General features: G+C 50.0%; 12 protein-coding genes and 1 tRNA gene. 5 read left to right on the forward strand and 8 right to left on the reverse strand.

Annotated elements, in window-relative coordinates:
- Nucleotides 1-137: 137 nt before the first annotated feature.
- Nucleotides 138-893: a phospholipid-binding lipoprotein MlaA gene (mlaA, locus tag ABVN44_RS16325; RefSeq protein ID WP_000776787.1), complete on the reverse strand. Its 756-nt coding sequence runs from the start codon at nucleotides 891-893 to the stop codon at nucleotides 138-140.
- Nucleotides 894-1181: 288 nt separating this feature from the next.
- On the opposite strand from mlaA, the gene ABVN44_RS16330 reads away from it, so the two are divergent.
- Both ABVN44_RS16330 and ABVN44_RS16335 read left to right on the forward strand, forming a co-directional pair.
- Nucleotides 1182-2123: a formate/nitrite transporter family protein gene (locus ABVN44_RS16330; RefSeq protein ID WP_000377772.1), complete on the forward strand. Its 942-nt coding sequence runs from the start codon at nucleotides 1182-1184 to the stop codon at nucleotides 2121-2123.
- Nucleotides 2124-2198: 75 nt separating this feature from the next.
- A tRNA-Arg gene (locus ABVN44_RS16335) sits at nucleotides 2199-2273 on the forward strand.
- A gap of 156 nt (nucleotides 2274-2429) precedes the next feature.
- Here the strand turns inward: ABVN44_RS16335 and pgtE are convergent.
- The 4 genes from pgtE to pgtC all read right to left on the reverse strand — a co-directional run bounded on the left by pgtE (nucleotide 2430) and on the right by pgtC (nucleotide 8069).
- Complete coding sequence (gene pgtE, locus ABVN44_RS16340; RefSeq protein WP_000716001.1) at nucleotides 2430-3368, reverse strand: omptin family outer membrane protease PgtE; 939 nt, start codon at nucleotides 3366-3368, stop codon at nucleotides 2430-2432.
- Between the two features lie 267 nt (nucleotides 3369-3635).
- Nucleotides 3636-4883 (reverse strand): two-component system response regulator PgtA, encoded by a 1248-nt coding sequence (gene pgtA, locus ABVN44_RS16345; protein WP_000930843.1) that lies wholly within the window; start codon nucleotides 4881-4883, stop codon nucleotides 3636-3638.
- Entirely contained in the window at nucleotides 4873-6879 is a 2007-nt protein-coding gene (pgtB, locus tag ABVN44_RS16350) for a two-component system sensor histidine kinase PgtB (protein WP_000678493.1), read from the reverse strand. The genes pgtA and pgtB overlap by 11 nt, the downstream gene beginning before the upstream one ends.
- The gene (gene pgtC / locus ABVN44_RS16355) at nucleotides 6876-8069 is read right to left on the reverse strand and encodes a phosphoglycerate transport regulator PgtC (RefSeq protein WP_000467985.1); all 1194 of its coding nucleotides are present in this window, start codon (nucleotides 8067-8069) and stop codon (nucleotides 6876-6878) included. Before pgtC ends, pgtB begins: the two co-directional genes overlap by 4 nt.
- A 435-nt stretch (nucleotides 8070-8504) precedes the next feature.
- Between pgtC and pgtP the strand changes: the two genes are divergently transcribed.
- The gene (pgtP, locus tag ABVN44_RS16360; RefSeq protein WP_000955744.1) at nucleotides 8505-9896 is read left to right on the forward strand and encodes a phosphoglycerate transporter PgtP; all 1392 of its coding nucleotides are present in this window, start codon (nucleotides 8505-8507) and stop codon (nucleotides 9894-9896) included.
- A 238-nt stretch (nucleotides 9897-10134) separates the two neighbouring features.
- On the opposite strand, the gene ABVN44_RS16365 is transcribed toward pgtP, so the two are convergent.
- Nucleotides 10135-10377 carry a YfdY family protein gene (locus ABVN44_RS16365; protein ID WP_000639889.1) on the reverse strand — a complete coding sequence of 81 codons (243 nt, stop codon included), beginning with the start codon at nucleotides 10375-10377 and terminating at the stop codon, nucleotides 10135-10137.
- A gap of 521 nt (nucleotides 10378-10898) precedes the next feature.
- On the opposite strand from ABVN44_RS16365, the gene lpxP reads away from it, so the two are divergent.
- Entirely contained in the window at nucleotides 10899-11819 is a 921-nt protein-coding gene (gene lpxP, locus ABVN44_RS16370; RefSeq protein WP_000484431.1) for a kdo(2)-lipid IV(A) palmitoleoyltransferase, read from the forward strand.
- A 402-nt stretch (nucleotides 11820-12221) separates the two neighbouring features.
- Nucleotides 12222-12293 carry a membrane protein YpdK gene (gene ypdK, locus ABVN44_RS16375; protein ID WP_010723117.1) on the forward strand — a complete coding sequence of 24 codons (72 nt, stop codon included), beginning with the start codon at nucleotides 12222-12224 and terminating at the stop codon, nucleotides 12291-12293.
- A 49-nt stretch (nucleotides 12294-12342) separates the two neighbouring features.
- Here ypdK and alaC read toward each other — a convergent pair whose 3' ends face one another.
- Together alaC and glk are read right to left on the reverse strand one after the other, a co-directional pair.
- Nucleotides 12343-13581 carry an alanine transaminase gene (alaC, locus tag ABVN44_RS16380; protein WP_000763118.1) on the reverse strand — a complete coding sequence of 413 codons (1239 nt, stop codon included), beginning with the start codon at nucleotides 13579-13581 and terminating at the stop codon, nucleotides 12343-12345.
- A 720-nt stretch (nucleotides 13582-14301) separates the two neighbouring features.
- Nucleotides 14302-15267, reverse strand: a complete 966-nt coding sequence (glk, locus tag ABVN44_RS16385; RefSeq protein WP_000170376.1) for a glucokinase — start codon at nucleotides 15265-15267, stop codon at nucleotides 14302-14304.
- Nucleotides 15268-15287 lie beyond the last annotated feature (20 nt).

Here is a 15287-nt window from a genome sequence, read left to right on the forward strand (position 1 = left end):
TTTACGGGCCGTAAGTAACGAAGTTTGATGCAAATGTCAGATCGTATGCGCCTGTTAGGGCGCGGCTGGTAAGAGAGCCTTACAGGCGCATCTGAAAAACCTCCGGCTATGCCGGAGGATATTTATTTTACTGCCGTTTATTCCGAGTCGATCTCTTTGAGTTCATCCTGAATCGCCTGCGCGTTCGGGTTTTCCTGCGGCTTGAGTTTTCCGCCATTGGCGATAAAGTCATGACGCTGGAAGTACGCCTCGCGCACCATAATATAAGGATCGGAAGACTGGCGCAGCAAACCATCGGAGTCCAGCAACTGCGCGCGGGTTTCTATCCCTTCGATAGTCCATTTTCCTATGGACATTGGCCAGGTCAACCACGAGAGCACCGGATACAAGGTATCCGCCATATCCCCGCCATCTTCACGCAGCGTGAAGCTGCCGTAGAACGGAAGTTGCATATAAGGCCCATACCCCACGCCATAATGGCCCAGCGTACTGCCAAAGCGATGCGGTTCAACGCGCTGCAGCTTAGGATTCGCCATTCCCGCGACGTCAATAAAGCCGCCCATCCCTAATAAGGTATTCAGGAAGAAACGGGTGAAATGCACCATACCCTGATAAGGATCGCCCTGCAGGAAATAGTTCACCATGATCGCCGGTTCTTCGAGGTTGCCGGTGAAATTACTTAAACCGTTACGCGCAGGCTGTGGAACATAATCACGCCAGGCGACCGCGACCGGCCGAACAACATACGGGTCCAGCACATTAAAGTTGAAGTTGTACATGGTGCGGTTAAACCCTTCAAATGGGTCTGAACGCCCCTGCTGTTCTGTACCGGAACTCGCACACCCGACCAGCAGTGTGGTTCCCAGCGCCAGCGCCGACAGGCGAAGCTTCATAGATGTCTCCCTGTGAATTATGGCTATCGCTGATTGCCATCCATGACGGAACGCTACCGTATCCGCCTGTTTAGGTGTGAGCGATTTTAACAGCACGTCAAACGATGTCTATATGCGCGATCTCATTGCTCTGAGCATAGCCTGGTAACGCAACAACGTGACGGCCCTATTCTAACGAAACAGATAAAAACGAGCGTGATCATTTTTATTTTTTCGGAGAATGCCCCGGCCTGGGTAAATGAAAAACCGCTACGCTTTATTAATATGTATTAATCAGCAGAGATCATCATGGATAGCCTTAACGACGATAAAATTAACCGGCACAGCAGTGACCTGGAAGTTGAAAGCGAAGAAAAACAAAGCGGTAAAGAGATTGAAGTGGATGAAGATCGTCTTCCTTCCCGCGCCATGGCGATTCATGAACATATTCGCCAGGATGGTGAAAAAGAGATGGAACGCGATGCGATGGCTTTGCTCTGGTCAGCCATTGCCGCAGGACTTTCTATGGGGGCATCACTCCTGGCGAAAGGAATTTTCCACGTGCAGCTTGAAGGCGTTCCCGGCGGCTTTTTACTGGAAAATCTCGGCTATACCTTTGGTTTTATCATTGTCATCATGGCCCGCCAGCAATTATTTACTGAAAATACCGTTACCGCCGTATTGCCGGTAATGCAAAATCCCACTCTGAGTAACGTTGGCCTGCTGATGCGCTTATGGGGCGTAGTCTTATTGGGCAACCTTATTGGCACCGGGGTTGCGGCGTGGGCATTTGAATATATGCCTATATTTGATGAAGAGACCCGCGACGCCTTTGTCAAAATTGGTATGGAGGTCATGAAAAATAGCCCAACGGAGATGTTTGCCAACGCGATTATCTCTGGCTGGATCATCGCCACAATGGTATGGATGTTTCCTGCAGCAGGCGGGGCAAAGATTGTGGTCATTATTTTGATGACCTGGCTTATCGCGCTGGGCGATACCACCCATATTGTCGTCGGTTCCGTTGAAATTTTGTATTTGGTTTTCAACGGCACGCTGCCCTGGAGCGACTTTCTCTGGCCCTTCGCCCTTCCCACACTTGCCGGAAATATCTGCGGCGGCACCTTTATTTTCGCATTGATGAGCCACGCGCAGATCCGCAACGATATGAGCAATAAGCGTAAGGAAGAAGCGAGGCTACGCGGCGAGCGCCTGGAACGGGAGCGGAAAAAAGCGGAAAAACAGCGCTGAGTGGCGACGGTTTAACCAGTCAGGCGGCGCTACACTTACTCCGGCGAATAAAAAACGCTATACTGGCGCCGCGTTGTCCCCTTAGTTAAATGGATATAACGAGCCCCTCCTAAGGGCTAGTTGCAGGTTCGATTCCTGCAGGGGACACCATTGATACCCAGGAAATTCTCTTCTTGCTGCATAGTCTTTCGAGCGGTTCCCCTTTCATGTTGCTTTTATTGCCCCTATGCAATATCACCGGACATGCCATACGTTCAGCAAAAAGTCGTCATCGGCCGGTTATGACCGATGACATGCTGATGTGGTCTAGAAGCGATACTGCAACCCCGCGGTAACCGTATAGTTATTATTAGCTATACCTGCGGCATCGCCACCAAAATACGCCGTATCACCGCTGGTTTTATCTATGATTTGCGTACCGCCCTTACCTTCTTCATATTTACTGTAAGCGAACTCAGCAAAGATTTTTGCATTACTGGTAATATAATATCCGGCGTCAATAGAAGCGCCATAATATCGTGAATTTTCCGTTTTTTCACGGAAGGTAAGTTTGCGCATGTAGTGTTCGTCATTATCATGCGCATTTACCCAGTCGCTGTATTTAAACAGTACATTACACTCAAAGTCATTAATACGATAATCACCCGCCAGCCCGATATAGGGCATTTCGAAACGCTGGCTATAACCTATGCCGCGCACGCCATGAGGAAAATTACCAATATATCGACCATTATCATAAATATAAGACCCGCCTCTTGCCGTCCAGCTAAAACGGGTTTCCTGATAGCCCGCTGTCACGCCCGCCTTGTAGTTATCGCCCTGCAATAACCAACCTTTCACATTCAAATCGTATTCATTAGCATAGTTGGCGCTGGTGTCCGGATGAATTGAACGATCGGTCCAGCCTGGCTGCTCACTGCTCATCCAGTCATGGTCAACCATATGACCCGATCCCGACGCCAAAGACGTCCAGCCGCGGGCGTCCAGCGTCATGAACGAATAGGGTTCCCATGATAAATCCCCCTGCAACGTGGCGACATTTTTTATTTTCCAGTCCAGTTGACTCAGCTTCCGCCCGGTGTCGGTATCATAAACCAGCTCCCTGGATTTACCATTTAACACACCTACGGAAAGGGATGTCGTGACGCTATCAGGAGAGACGTCCGGAATAAATAAGGTAGACTCCGCATAAACCGACTCAGAAAATAGGGCGATCATCATTACTGCAATAGCATGTTTTTTCATTTCTCTTGTCCTCATATTCAGATGTAATCTGGAGAGGTGATGAAGTTTTCATCTTGTCAAATCGTCGGACAAGAGTACATTTATTACGCCAGAGAACTTGACGCATTTTTACCTTATATTGAAGTTAAGAAATAGAATTTGATGCTCAGGTGAATAATAAGCAATCTATAATCATGATGGAATGATTTACCATTACGGTGATGCGACGTTATCTGGCTAACGACATCGTTGCTGATGTTGTCAGCCAGATTGAAAGTAACTGTAATATCAGAATTTATAATGCTCTTTACTTAGACCATATTTTTTCATGCGCAGATAAAGTTTTTTACGGGGAATTTGCAGGTACTCCGCCACTTCATTAATTCGTCCCTGATGAATATTTAATGCTTCGGTAATAATTTGTCGCTCATACTCTTCAACGCGCCGGTCAAGCGGGGTCGGCTCCTGCAGAAGCAACTGCGGGTTGACCGTTTCCGCCAGCGGCAGCACGCCAACAGCAAAAAGCTCTGCCGCATTAGCCAGTTCGCGCACATTGCTTGGCCAGGCGCGTCGCATTATTCCTTTCAGTAATTCCCCCGCTATTTCCGGCACTGGATGATTGAGTCGCAGGCAGGCTTTTCGAAGATAATGGCGAAATAACGGCTCGATATCATCTGGTCGCTGAGAAAGAGACTGGCAGGCGATTTGGGTCATGGCGAAACAGTAGTAAAGCTCGGCCGCAATCTGGTTAGCTGCCGCCTGCTCCACCAGCGAAGCGCTGCCAACGCCCACCAAACGAAAAGGCCGATGCTCCAGGCTTTGTAAACGCGCCAGATGGTGCTGCTGTTCGCGTGTCAGATATTCGGGATGACTCAACACCAGCGTACCTCCTTGCGCCTGGTCGATGAATGTCTCCAACTGCCCGGCATTCTCCGGCGTGAGTTCATAGCGTACAAACGGCCCTTTCGCGTTACGCCCCAGTTGATGGAGATAACGGGCGCCAGTCATACGTCCAGTGCCATGCTCACCGTAAAACCATACGGCAATGTCCGTTTCCGCCAGTTGTTGTAACCGTTGTCGAAACTGATTCATCCACTCGCTGCGCCCAATCAGTTCAACCTGTAACGTCTGCTGGCAATATTGCCGCCGTGCAATGACCGACCGGCGCTGGCGTAGCGCGTCTTCAATTAATATCAACAGCTTGCCCGGATCGACGGGTTTTTGCAGAAAATCCCAGGCGCCCTTTTTCACCGCATCAACCGCCATCGGTACATCGCCATGTCCGGTAATCAATAAGATTGGCAGTTGATCGTCATCCTGATGAAACAGCGTCATAAGATCGATACCGGAACACCCCGGCATACACACATCGCTCAAAACGATCCCCTCCCAATCCGCTTTTACCCACTCTTTGGCCTCGAAAGGATGGGTAAAGCCACGCACGCGGTAGCCTGCCTGCTCAAGCATTTGGGTATAGGCGTCAAGTACATCAACGTCATCATCAATCAGCAAAATAGAACATTCATCATTCAACATCATCGACATCCGTTACCGAGAATTGCAGCACCACGCAAGCGTTACGCGTCAGCGTCGACGCCAGACGCAGGTCGCCCTTCATTTGCGCCATCAGCGACACGCTAATCGACAGCCCAATACCCAACCCGACAGCTTTACTGGTGGTAAACGGCTTGAGTAAAGAGGGCAACAGCGCCACAGGCCAGCCAGGGCCATTATCTGCAATATAAACCTCCAGCGCCTCTCCCTGCGTCTGCCACGTCACCGCGATCGCCGCATCATGCGAACAGGCGTCAAGCGCATTCGCCAGCACATTCACCAGAACCTGCTGAATACGCACTTCATCGCCGCTAACCCATACGGTGTCGGTTGGCAGTGAAAGCGCTCCCTGCCGGGATTGGTGGCGCATGGCCAATAACTCCCATGCCGCCACGAAAGTTTGGCGCAGATCAACGGGATACAATGGCGTTTCCAGCTCCGCCCGGCGGGTAAACTGCCGCAGCGAACGGATGATGGCGTCAATCCGGTTAATGAGCCCTTCCGCTTTGGTGAGCGTATTTCTCGCCTGTCCGCTCTGACCTTGTTCAATCGCGCGTCCCGCCGTAAATAAATACATTGAAAGCGCATTCAGCGGCTGGTTAATTTCATGCGCCAGCGTGGTCATGGTCTGGCCGACTACCGCCAGTTTCGCCGTCTGAATCAACTCATCCTGCATGGCGCGCAGATCGGCCTCTATCTCTTTGCGCTCGGCGACCTCTTGTTCAAGCTGCCTGCGTTGCATATTGAGCTGGCCCAGCGTATGACGTAGCAAACGGGCTATCCGTCCTAGCTCATCGCGCCCGTAAACCGGGATAGTCGAGTCGGTTCTCCCCAGTCCTATCTGTACCACAGCCTGATTAAGCGCGGTAAAACGCTTTACCAGCCGGGAACGGATAAAATAGTGGTTGAGTCCCCAGGCCAGCAGCAACGCCAGGAGCGTCGCCACTAAAATAAGCCCGCCGCTAACGCGAACAATCTGTTCCAGGCGTTGATTGAACGTCTGCATTTGCTGGTGACTACTACCTAACTGCGCCTCAAGCAGCGTGCGAAAGCGCCCTAGCGTAGCCTCTCTGGCGCGGCTGGCGTCCAGTAAGGCTTTTTGCGCCGCAACATAATCGCGCATGGTATCGGGCATCTTATTTTTTACCATCCCGATTTCCAATAGTTCGTCGATGGTTTGCCGCAGCGTGATCGTACTGGGCCAGTCATCCAGCGCACGAATATTCTCATCCGCCGTTTTTTTTAGGTTTTCCAGATAGCGAATATGGGTCTCCACCAGCATCCCATCATTATTGCCAGACTTGAGCTCATTCAATCTGTCGCGCAGGTCGTCAACAATCTGATTTTCAATTCGCGCCAGGGTATATACCTGCTGCTGCTCGTTCTGCACTTCGCGCGAACGTTGCAAGTACTGCGCCGCGTCGCCCTGATTCGCCTCAATTTGATCGAGTAGCGTCCCCTGCTGCCAGGTAAAATCCTGTACCAGCGAATTTAGCTCCGTGGTGAAATCATCATGGAGCCAGTCAATGCGAGCGGAAAGCTCGCTGACTTTCTCCCGCACCAAAAACATGTTGTAGAGGGCGTTGTCCAGCTCCGCCAGCAAGGTCCGGCTATCCTGTAAAATGACGGCCAGTTGCCGGCGCTCAGCAAGCTGAAGCCCCTGACTGAGACGCTCAATCTTATCCAGATGCTGAATAATCTGCGTACGTAACTGCAAACGTACCGTCGTGTTCGGCGCCAGCAAAAATTCATTGAGTTGATCCACGGCCAGATTCAGGTTCCCCTCAATTAAAAAAGCGGAGTGGATGCGAGGAAAATATTCATCAAGCGAATAGCGAACCTGCGAACTTTGTTCATGCCAGGAATAAAGGCTGACCATACTGACAATCAGCGTCAGTAATGCGCCCGTTAAAAATGCACCCCGTAAACTGTTGCTGATACTGAGCTGACGAAGCCGTTGCAATAATCTCCCCTTCATTTCAGCTCTTCCAGTTTGTGAATCGCCAGCCGCTGATTGTTCAGAAACCAGATCTGCCACTCCATCATTTTTTGTTCGGCAAAGCTTTTATTATCAAACTGCGCCAGCCAGGTTTCATCTTCGCTGCTTGCCGCATCCACCGGGACGCTGGTCAATAAGGCTCTAATTTCAGGTAAGGGGCGTTTAAGCCGCGTTTCTGCGCTGTGCAACGCTCGCCATGCATCTTTAAGCTGCGCAAGACGAAAACTGATCGCGGTATCAAACATGCGTTGTACCAGTTGCTGACGCTTCAGGATCAGACGATAGTTCAACGGCGGCTGGGCCATCAAACGCTGTTGTTGCGCGGCGCGAGGATTATCGGCGCTAAGCGGTGCGACGGGATACTTACCGGTATTCGCGTCAGCCAGTATCCTTTGCCCTTTCGGACTTAATAAGTAATGAATAAAAGCACGCGCTTCGTCTGCATGACGGCTGTTTTTCAACACCGCGACGTAAGTGGGCGACACCGCAGAATACGGAAAATAGGTAAAAGTAAGATTAGGATCGTTAAGTAGCAAATTAGCATAGTTATCAATGACCGGCCCGGCAACGCCAAGCCCGCTTTTGATTTTATCCGCTACGCCGAAACTGCGAGAGGAAATCGTGACCAGATTACCCGAGATTGCCAGCAGCGTCGCCCACCCTGCCGTCCAGCCTTTTTGCTGCAACAGCGACTCCACCATCAAATGATTGGTGTCTGAGCGTGACGGACTGCTCATTAATAGAGCGCCCTGGTAACTGGGCAGGCCCATATCCTGCCAGTCGGCAGGCGGCGGAAGATGGCGCGCAGCGAGCGCTGAACGATTGATCAATAGCCCAAATCCGGATACCGCTACCGCCACTGAAGTTGAGCGGATAGAACGCGGCACCAGCTTCTGGCTGGCGGCAGGCGCGCTATCCAATAGCGCCAGCTTTTGGTGCTCCTGAAGGTGTTGCAACAGCATGGGGGATGACGTCAGGATCAGATCGACATTTTCCGCATTCGCCGTATCAAGTAATTGCTCTAAAGAACCGCTGGTACGGTTGAGCGTACGAATCATGACGGAACCCGGCTCCGTCTGCCAGCGCTGGATAATCCAGGCGGTCGCGCTGGGTGAAAAGGTCGTTGCCATCACCAGCTCGCGGCTGTACGCCTGGCAAGAACCGAACATCGCCGCCAGCCATAGCGTAAAAGCGCCCACTCTGGCGAAACGACTACAGCATGAGAAAAGTCGATTTGTGATCCCGTTCATAAATATCGATATCACATAAAGAAAATATTGAGACAAAACTTACCCTTTTATTTCTGTTGGCATCCAGAACAGCGTTATTTGAATAATAACGGGTCCGTCGCTCGAAAACATCAATAAAGCGTATCAGATTACTGGCAGCAAATTTGTTAATATCCGCACATGCTAACGATAAAACGGCCATGCCAATAATTAAAGTTTCACCACACCCTTTAAAATGGGTCAAAAATAACCTTTAGATTCACCCAATTGAGTCAATTTTGACACATTTCTTCGACTTGAATTTTATTGTCACTCCTTTCACTCTACCGACAAAACCTCCTGATGTTCATCTCACTATAAAATACAGGTGACTCCATGTTAACAATATTAAAAACAGGGCAATCGGCGCATAAAGTCCCACCGGAAAAAGTCCAGGCCACATATGGTCGATATCGTATACAGGCATTGTTAAGCGTATTTCTGGGATATCTCGCTTACTATATAGTCAGAAACAACTTCACATTATCGACGCCTTATTTAAAAGAGCAATTGGATCTCAGCGCTACGCAAATCGGCCTGCTGAGTAGCTGTATGCTTATTGCTTACGGAATCAGTAAAGGCGTAATGAGCAGTCTGGCGGATAAAGCCAGCCCAAAAGTCTTCATGGCGTGCGGTCTGGTACTCTGCGCGATTGTTAACGTTGGGCTGGGATTCAGTAGCGCATTCTGGATATTTGCCGCTCTGGTGGTCTTCAATGGCCTTTTTCAGGGCATGGGCGTCGGCCCCTCGTTTATTACTATTGCAAACTGGTTCCCTCGCCGGGAACGCGGACGCGTAGGCGCCTTCTGGAATATCTCGCATAACGTTGGCGGCGGGATCGTCGCGCCTATCGTCGGTGCGGCTTTTGCGATATTGGGCAGCGAACACTGGCAAAGCGCCAGTTATATCGTTCCGGCCTGCGTCGCCGTCATTTTTGCCTTAATTGTTCTGGTCTTGGGAAAAGGTTCGCCGCGCGAAGAAGGTCTTCCCTCCCTGGAACAGATGATGCCGGAAGAAAAAGTCATACTGAAAACGAAGAATACGGCAAAAGCGCCGGAAAATATGAGCGCATGGCAAATCTTCTGTACTTATGTGCTGCGCAATAAAAATGCCTGGTATATTTCGCTGGTGGATGTCTTCGTCTATATGGTGCGGTTTGGCATGATTAGCTGGTTGCCTATCTATCTGTTGACAGTAAAACACTTTTCAAAAGAACAGATGAGCGTCGCGTTTCTCTTTTTCGAGTGGGCGGCGATTCCCTCCACGCTACTGGCAGGCTGGCTGTCAGATAAACTGTTTAAGGGCCGCAGAATGCCGTTAGCCATGATTTGCATGGCGCTGATTTTTGTCTGTCTGATCGGATACTGGAAAAGTGAATCTTTGCTGATGGTAACGATTTTCGCCGCCATTGTAGGTTGTCTGATTTACGTCCCGCAGTTCCTCGCGTCCGTACAGACAATGGAGATAGTCCCCAGCTTTGCCGTAGGTTCCGCCGTCGGATTACGTGGGTTCATGAGCTATATTTTCGGCGCCTCGTTGGGCACCAGCCTGTTTGGCGTCATGGTGGATAAACTGGGCTGGTACGGCGGATTTTATCTTCTGATGGGCGGCATCGTGTGCTGCATTCTATTCTGTTACCTCTCCCATCGCGGCGCGCTGGAACTGGAACGCCAGCGCCAGAATGCGTTACATAATCAGGACTCACTGCAGCTTGCGGACGCACAATAAACGATTAGCCTTCCCGGGGAACAGAAGCGCCGACATTGTCGGCGCTATCTATTCGCTGACATCGTGTATACCAAAAATAATTCGAGTTGCTTAAAAGCGGCAAGGGAGTGAGTCCCCGGGAGCATAGATAACGATGTGACTGGGGTGAGCGACGTCCCGTCAGGGCGAGGCCCATGAATGGGCCGAGTAATCCATAGCCAACACATCAGCAACTTGAAGTATGAAGGGTATGTACTGACTAACGCTTACCGTATCCCACCATAAAGCGAATAATTAACCCACATGCCGGTGCGAGAAAAAGCAATAATCCGCTAACGATGTCATCGCCATCCTGCAGCCATACATTGAGTAAATAAATCAGCGCGGCAAGGATAACCATTCCCGTAAAAGAAGAAACCGCAGAAAAAGCCCCCATCACCTGACCGATATAGCCACTCACGGCAAGTATACTTATTGCAAGAAATGTCCATAAATAGATCATCTATAATACCTCCTGTCTATGGCAAGGCTTCCATATAGCCTTACGGTCCCTCTCACTTCTCCTTTAAGATAAACCTTATCAGCACGTCATTTCCATAACATTTATCTCACATTTTATTTTTCTAATCATTTTTCAATGACCTTCGTCTGAAATAAAATTATTACTGTAAAAACAATGCATTAAAAATAATGATTAGCTTATTTTTGCTACGGGAGAAATATTTACGCTTCTTGATAAAGAATTTCTGGGCGCGAGTAAATAACTGGTGGTACATTAGCCTGCCTGGCGTTCATGCCCTCGTGGTTTAGTACTGACTTAGTTTTACACTCCTTACGGGAACCATTGTCGTACATGATGGCCTAACTATACGTAAATCATTCAAGTTACCCTGATGAGCTTACTCAAGTAAGTGCTTCGGATAAGCGAACGCAACTTGAAGGATGATGCGTATTTCAGAGTGTACCGCTGCGGATAATGACTCTTCTGCGATACATTATTTTCGTATCTACAGAAGGTATTTTATGTTTCCTCAAAGCAAATTTTCACGCGCGTTTTTGCACCCGCGCTACTGGCTGACGTGGTTTGGCGTTGGCGTCCTCTGGTTACTGGTGCAGCTTCCCTACCCGGTTTTGCGTTTTCTGGGCACCCGCACCGGTAAGCTGGCGCGCCCCTTCCTGAAGCGACGTGAGTCGATCGCCCAGAAAAATATTGAACTCTGTTTTCCGACCCTCTCCCGGGAAGAAAGGGAAAAACTGATCGCCGAGAATTTCCACTCTCTTGGCATGGCGCTGCTTGAAACGGGCATGGCCTGGTTCTGGCCTGATAGCCGGGTTCGCAAATGGTTTGATGTGGACGGGCTGGACAACCTTACCCGTGCGCAGGCGCAAAATCGCGGCGTAATGGTCGTTGGCGTGCATTTTATGTCGCTGGAATTGGGAGGCCGGGTAATGGGTCTCTGCCAGCCGATGATGGCGACCTATCGTCCGCATAACAATCCGCTCATGGAGTGGGTGCAGACGCGCGGTCGTATGCGCTCAAATAAAGCGATGATCGGCAGAAACAATCTGCGCGGCATTGTGGGCGCGCTAAAAAAAGGGGAAGCCGTTTGGTTTGCTCCCGACCAGGACTACGGCCCTAAAGGCAGCTCCTTTGCGCCATTTTTCGCGGTTGAAAACGTCGCCACCACCAACGGCACCTATGTACTGTCCAGGCTGTCTGGCGCCGCCATGTTGACCGTTACAATGGTAAGGAAATCCGATAACTCGGGTTATCGTCTGTATATTACCCCTGAAATGGAAGGTTACCCGGCAGATGAAAATCAAGCCGCTGCCTATATGAATAAAATTATTGAGAAAGAGATCATGCGCGCCCCGGAGCAATATCTCTGGATTCATCGCCGTTTCAAGACTCGCCCGTTGGGGGAAGCGTCACTCTACATCTGAAAAAGGCCGCAAGGCCTTTTATTTTGTCATTTCGCATTGCCATAATATTCACATCGTAAATTACTCATTCCTGCTTTTAGCGATAAGTCTCCTGTTTACAGGCGTTTTTTTACTGTGTCGGCGGCGTCGCTCAATAGCGATTCATCACTGTCAGAAATTAAACTGTCGCCGATTCCCGACACTTGTAAGTTGCTAAAAGTAAATAAGAAAATGCCTCTTGTTTCACCTCATTTTTAGGCGTACATTAGCGCCGTCTGGAGCGATGACGCGCAGAATTCTGAGGTGATGCAGGCGGTCGAAACACGAATAATTCTCAATTTCGTATTGTCCGGCATCAACTCTCTATAATCAGGTAAGTGTAAGTTCATTTAGGCGTACGACAGGTACGCGGAGAGATGAAACGTGAAATATTTCTTTATGGGCATTTCATTTATGGTCATCGTTTGGGCCGGTACTTTCGCCCTGATGATTTAAAAGTACAATGCAAAGAAAAACAGGAGCCATGGGGCTCCTGTTTGCTTTTCTACTCCGTGCTCGCCTCAACGGGTTTTGGATGTGACGGCAGCACGCCATCGGCGCGGAACATCGCTTTAATCCCTCTGACGGCCTGGCGAATGCGGTCGCGATTCTCTATTAATGCAAAGCGTACATGGGTGTCGCCATAGTCACCAAAGCCTATCCCTGGAGAAACGCAAACCTTCGCCTCATTCAGCAGCTTCTTGGCAAACTCAAGCGACCCCATCGCCGCATATTGCTCCGGGATTTTCGCCCAGACGTACATTGAGGCTTTCGGCATTTCAACCATCCAGCCCGCCTCATGCAGCCCCTTCACCAGCACATCGCGACGACGTTTATACTGCTCGGCGATATCGCGCACGCACTGCTGATCGCCTTCCAGAGCGGCGATAGCCGCCACCTGAAGCGGGGTAAAGGTGCCATAATCGTGATAACTTTTAATGCGCGCCAGCGCGCTGACCAGGGTTTTATTGCCCACCATAAACCCAATACGCCAGCCCGCCATATTATAGCTTTTTGACAGCGTGAAAAATTCAACCGCCACGTCGCGCGCGCCGGGCACCTGCATAATGGATGGCGCTTTCCAGCCGTCGTACACGATATCGGCATACGCCAGATCGTGCACCACCAGCACATCATAACGTTTAGCCAGAGCGACCACTTTTTCAAAAAATTCCAGTTCGACGCACTGGGCCGTAGGGTTAGATGGAAAACCCAAAATCATCATTTTCGGTTTCGGATAACTTTCGCGAATAGCGCGCTCCAGCTCGTTGAAGAAATCCACTCCCTCTACCAATGGAACCGAACGCACCTGCGCCCCGGCGATAACGGCGCCATAGATATGAATCGGGTAACTCGGGTTCGGCACCAGTACCGTATCACCATGATCCAGCGTCGCCAGCATTAAATGCGCCAGTCCCTCTTTGGAACCGATGGTCACAATCGCTTCGGTTTCCGGATCGATATCGACATCATAACGTTCCTGATACCAGTGAGAAATCGCGCGGCGTAAACGCGGTATGCCGCGAGACGTGGAATAACCGTGCGTATCCGGACGCTGCGCGACGGTGCAAAGTTTTTCGACAATGTGGGGAGGGGTTGCGCCATCAGGATTACCCATACTGAAATCAATAATATCTTCGCCGCGCCGACGCGCAGCCATTTTGAGTTCAGCGGTGATGTTAAAAACATAGGGCGGAAGGCGATCGATACGCGTAAAGCGACGTTCAGGGCGGAAGTCAGCCATAATATCCTCAGATTAACGTTAGCGCCCGGACCGTCCGAGCGACGCTGCCACGATGGTGGCTCCTTTAGAAAATAGCCTGAAAATTTTCTTCCTGTCGAGAGGCTAATGAAAATATTTTTAGCGACAAAAAAGAGGAACAAGCGTAAAAACTTACTTTTTAAACGTGTCAGTTATAGCATCAAACAAATCATATTATTAACAAATTGATATCATTGAATTTACGTAACGTGGCGCAGCCGACGATAATTTCCTGTCAATAAACCTTATATCAAATAATCCCCTTTTGATTTTGTGGTTTTTCCTCTTTAATTAAAGCCCTTACTAAAAATAATGGTATTCAATCATGTCATATTACGGTGTTTTTCAGGGACATTTCCCCGAAAATGAGGATCCTTTCCGGCAAGCTGCCGCGATGAAACCGTAAATAAGGCAGCGAACCGGATACGTATAGTAAAATAAATCCCTGTTTTCGCCTGACTAACCGCCATGACATGATGACTCAACGAGCTGGTGTTTGACCTTTCGCTCAGCAAGAGTAAAGTGAAATAATTCAGACAGTTGAAGCATTCATGCACAGGAAAGACAATGAAAAAAACCGCGTGAGGCACGCGGTTTGAGACTGACAAGAGAATGTTTAATTGCCTGATGACGCTGCGCTTATCAGGCCTACAGATGACACACTTTTGTAGGCCGGATAAGGCGTTTATGCCACCATCTGGCTTATAGAATATGGCCTAATGTCTGGCGCAGATGCGCGCCGGAGCCTAACAAGCCAGGGTTATCATGGACAATCAGATAGACCGGAATACCGTGTACATAATCTTTAAAGCGGCCTTTATCTTCAAAGCCACCACGGAAGCCGGACGCTTTAAAAAATTCCAGGAAGCGCGGGACAATACCGCCAGCGATATAAACGCCGCCAAATGTCCCCATGGTTAACGCCAGATCGCCGCCAAATCGCCCCATGATGACGCAAAAGAGCGACAACGCGCGGCGACAATCGATACAGTTATCCGCCAGGGCGCGTTCGGTAATATCTTTCGGGCGCAGATTCTCCGGCAGACGGTTGTCGGACTTAACAATCGCCCGGTAAAGATTCACCAGCCCCGGACCAGACAGCACGCGCTCGGCGGAAACGTGGCCAATTTCGGCGCGCAATATTTCCAGAATCATAGCTTCTTCTTCGCTATTAGGCGCAAAATCGACATGCCCGCCTTCGCCCGGAAGGCTAATCCAACGCTTATCCACATGCACCAGATGCGCCACGCCCAAGCCGGTTCCCGCGCCATACACCGCAATAGGTTTGCCGTCTACCGGTTCGCCGCCGCCGAACTGAATTAAATGCTCTTTTTTCAGCATCGGGATCGCCATCGACACGGCGGTGAAATCGTTGATGATTTCCAGATGGCTAAAGCCGAGATTTTTTTTCATTTCCGCAATAGAAAAAGCCCAGGTATGGTTAGTCATCGCTACCCAGTCACCGGTAATCGGGCAGGCTATGGCGATACAACCATCTTCCACGCTGACGCTATGCTCATCGAGATAAACGCGCACCACGGCCTCAAGACTGGGATAATCCAGGCCGGAATACGTTTTGGCCTGCGAGATTTCTCCACTGGCGATATCACACAGGGCAAGACGCGCATTCGTGCCGCCTACATCTCCTACTAAAGCATACTTTGTCATTCTTCTACTGCTCCGCTAAA

Source organism: Salmonella sp. SJTUF15570 (assembly GCF_043357055.1).
In the GTDB taxonomy this organism is placed as follows: domain Bacteria; phylum Pseudomonadota; class Gammaproteobacteria; order Enterobacterales; family Enterobacteriaceae; genus Salmonella; species Salmonella enterica.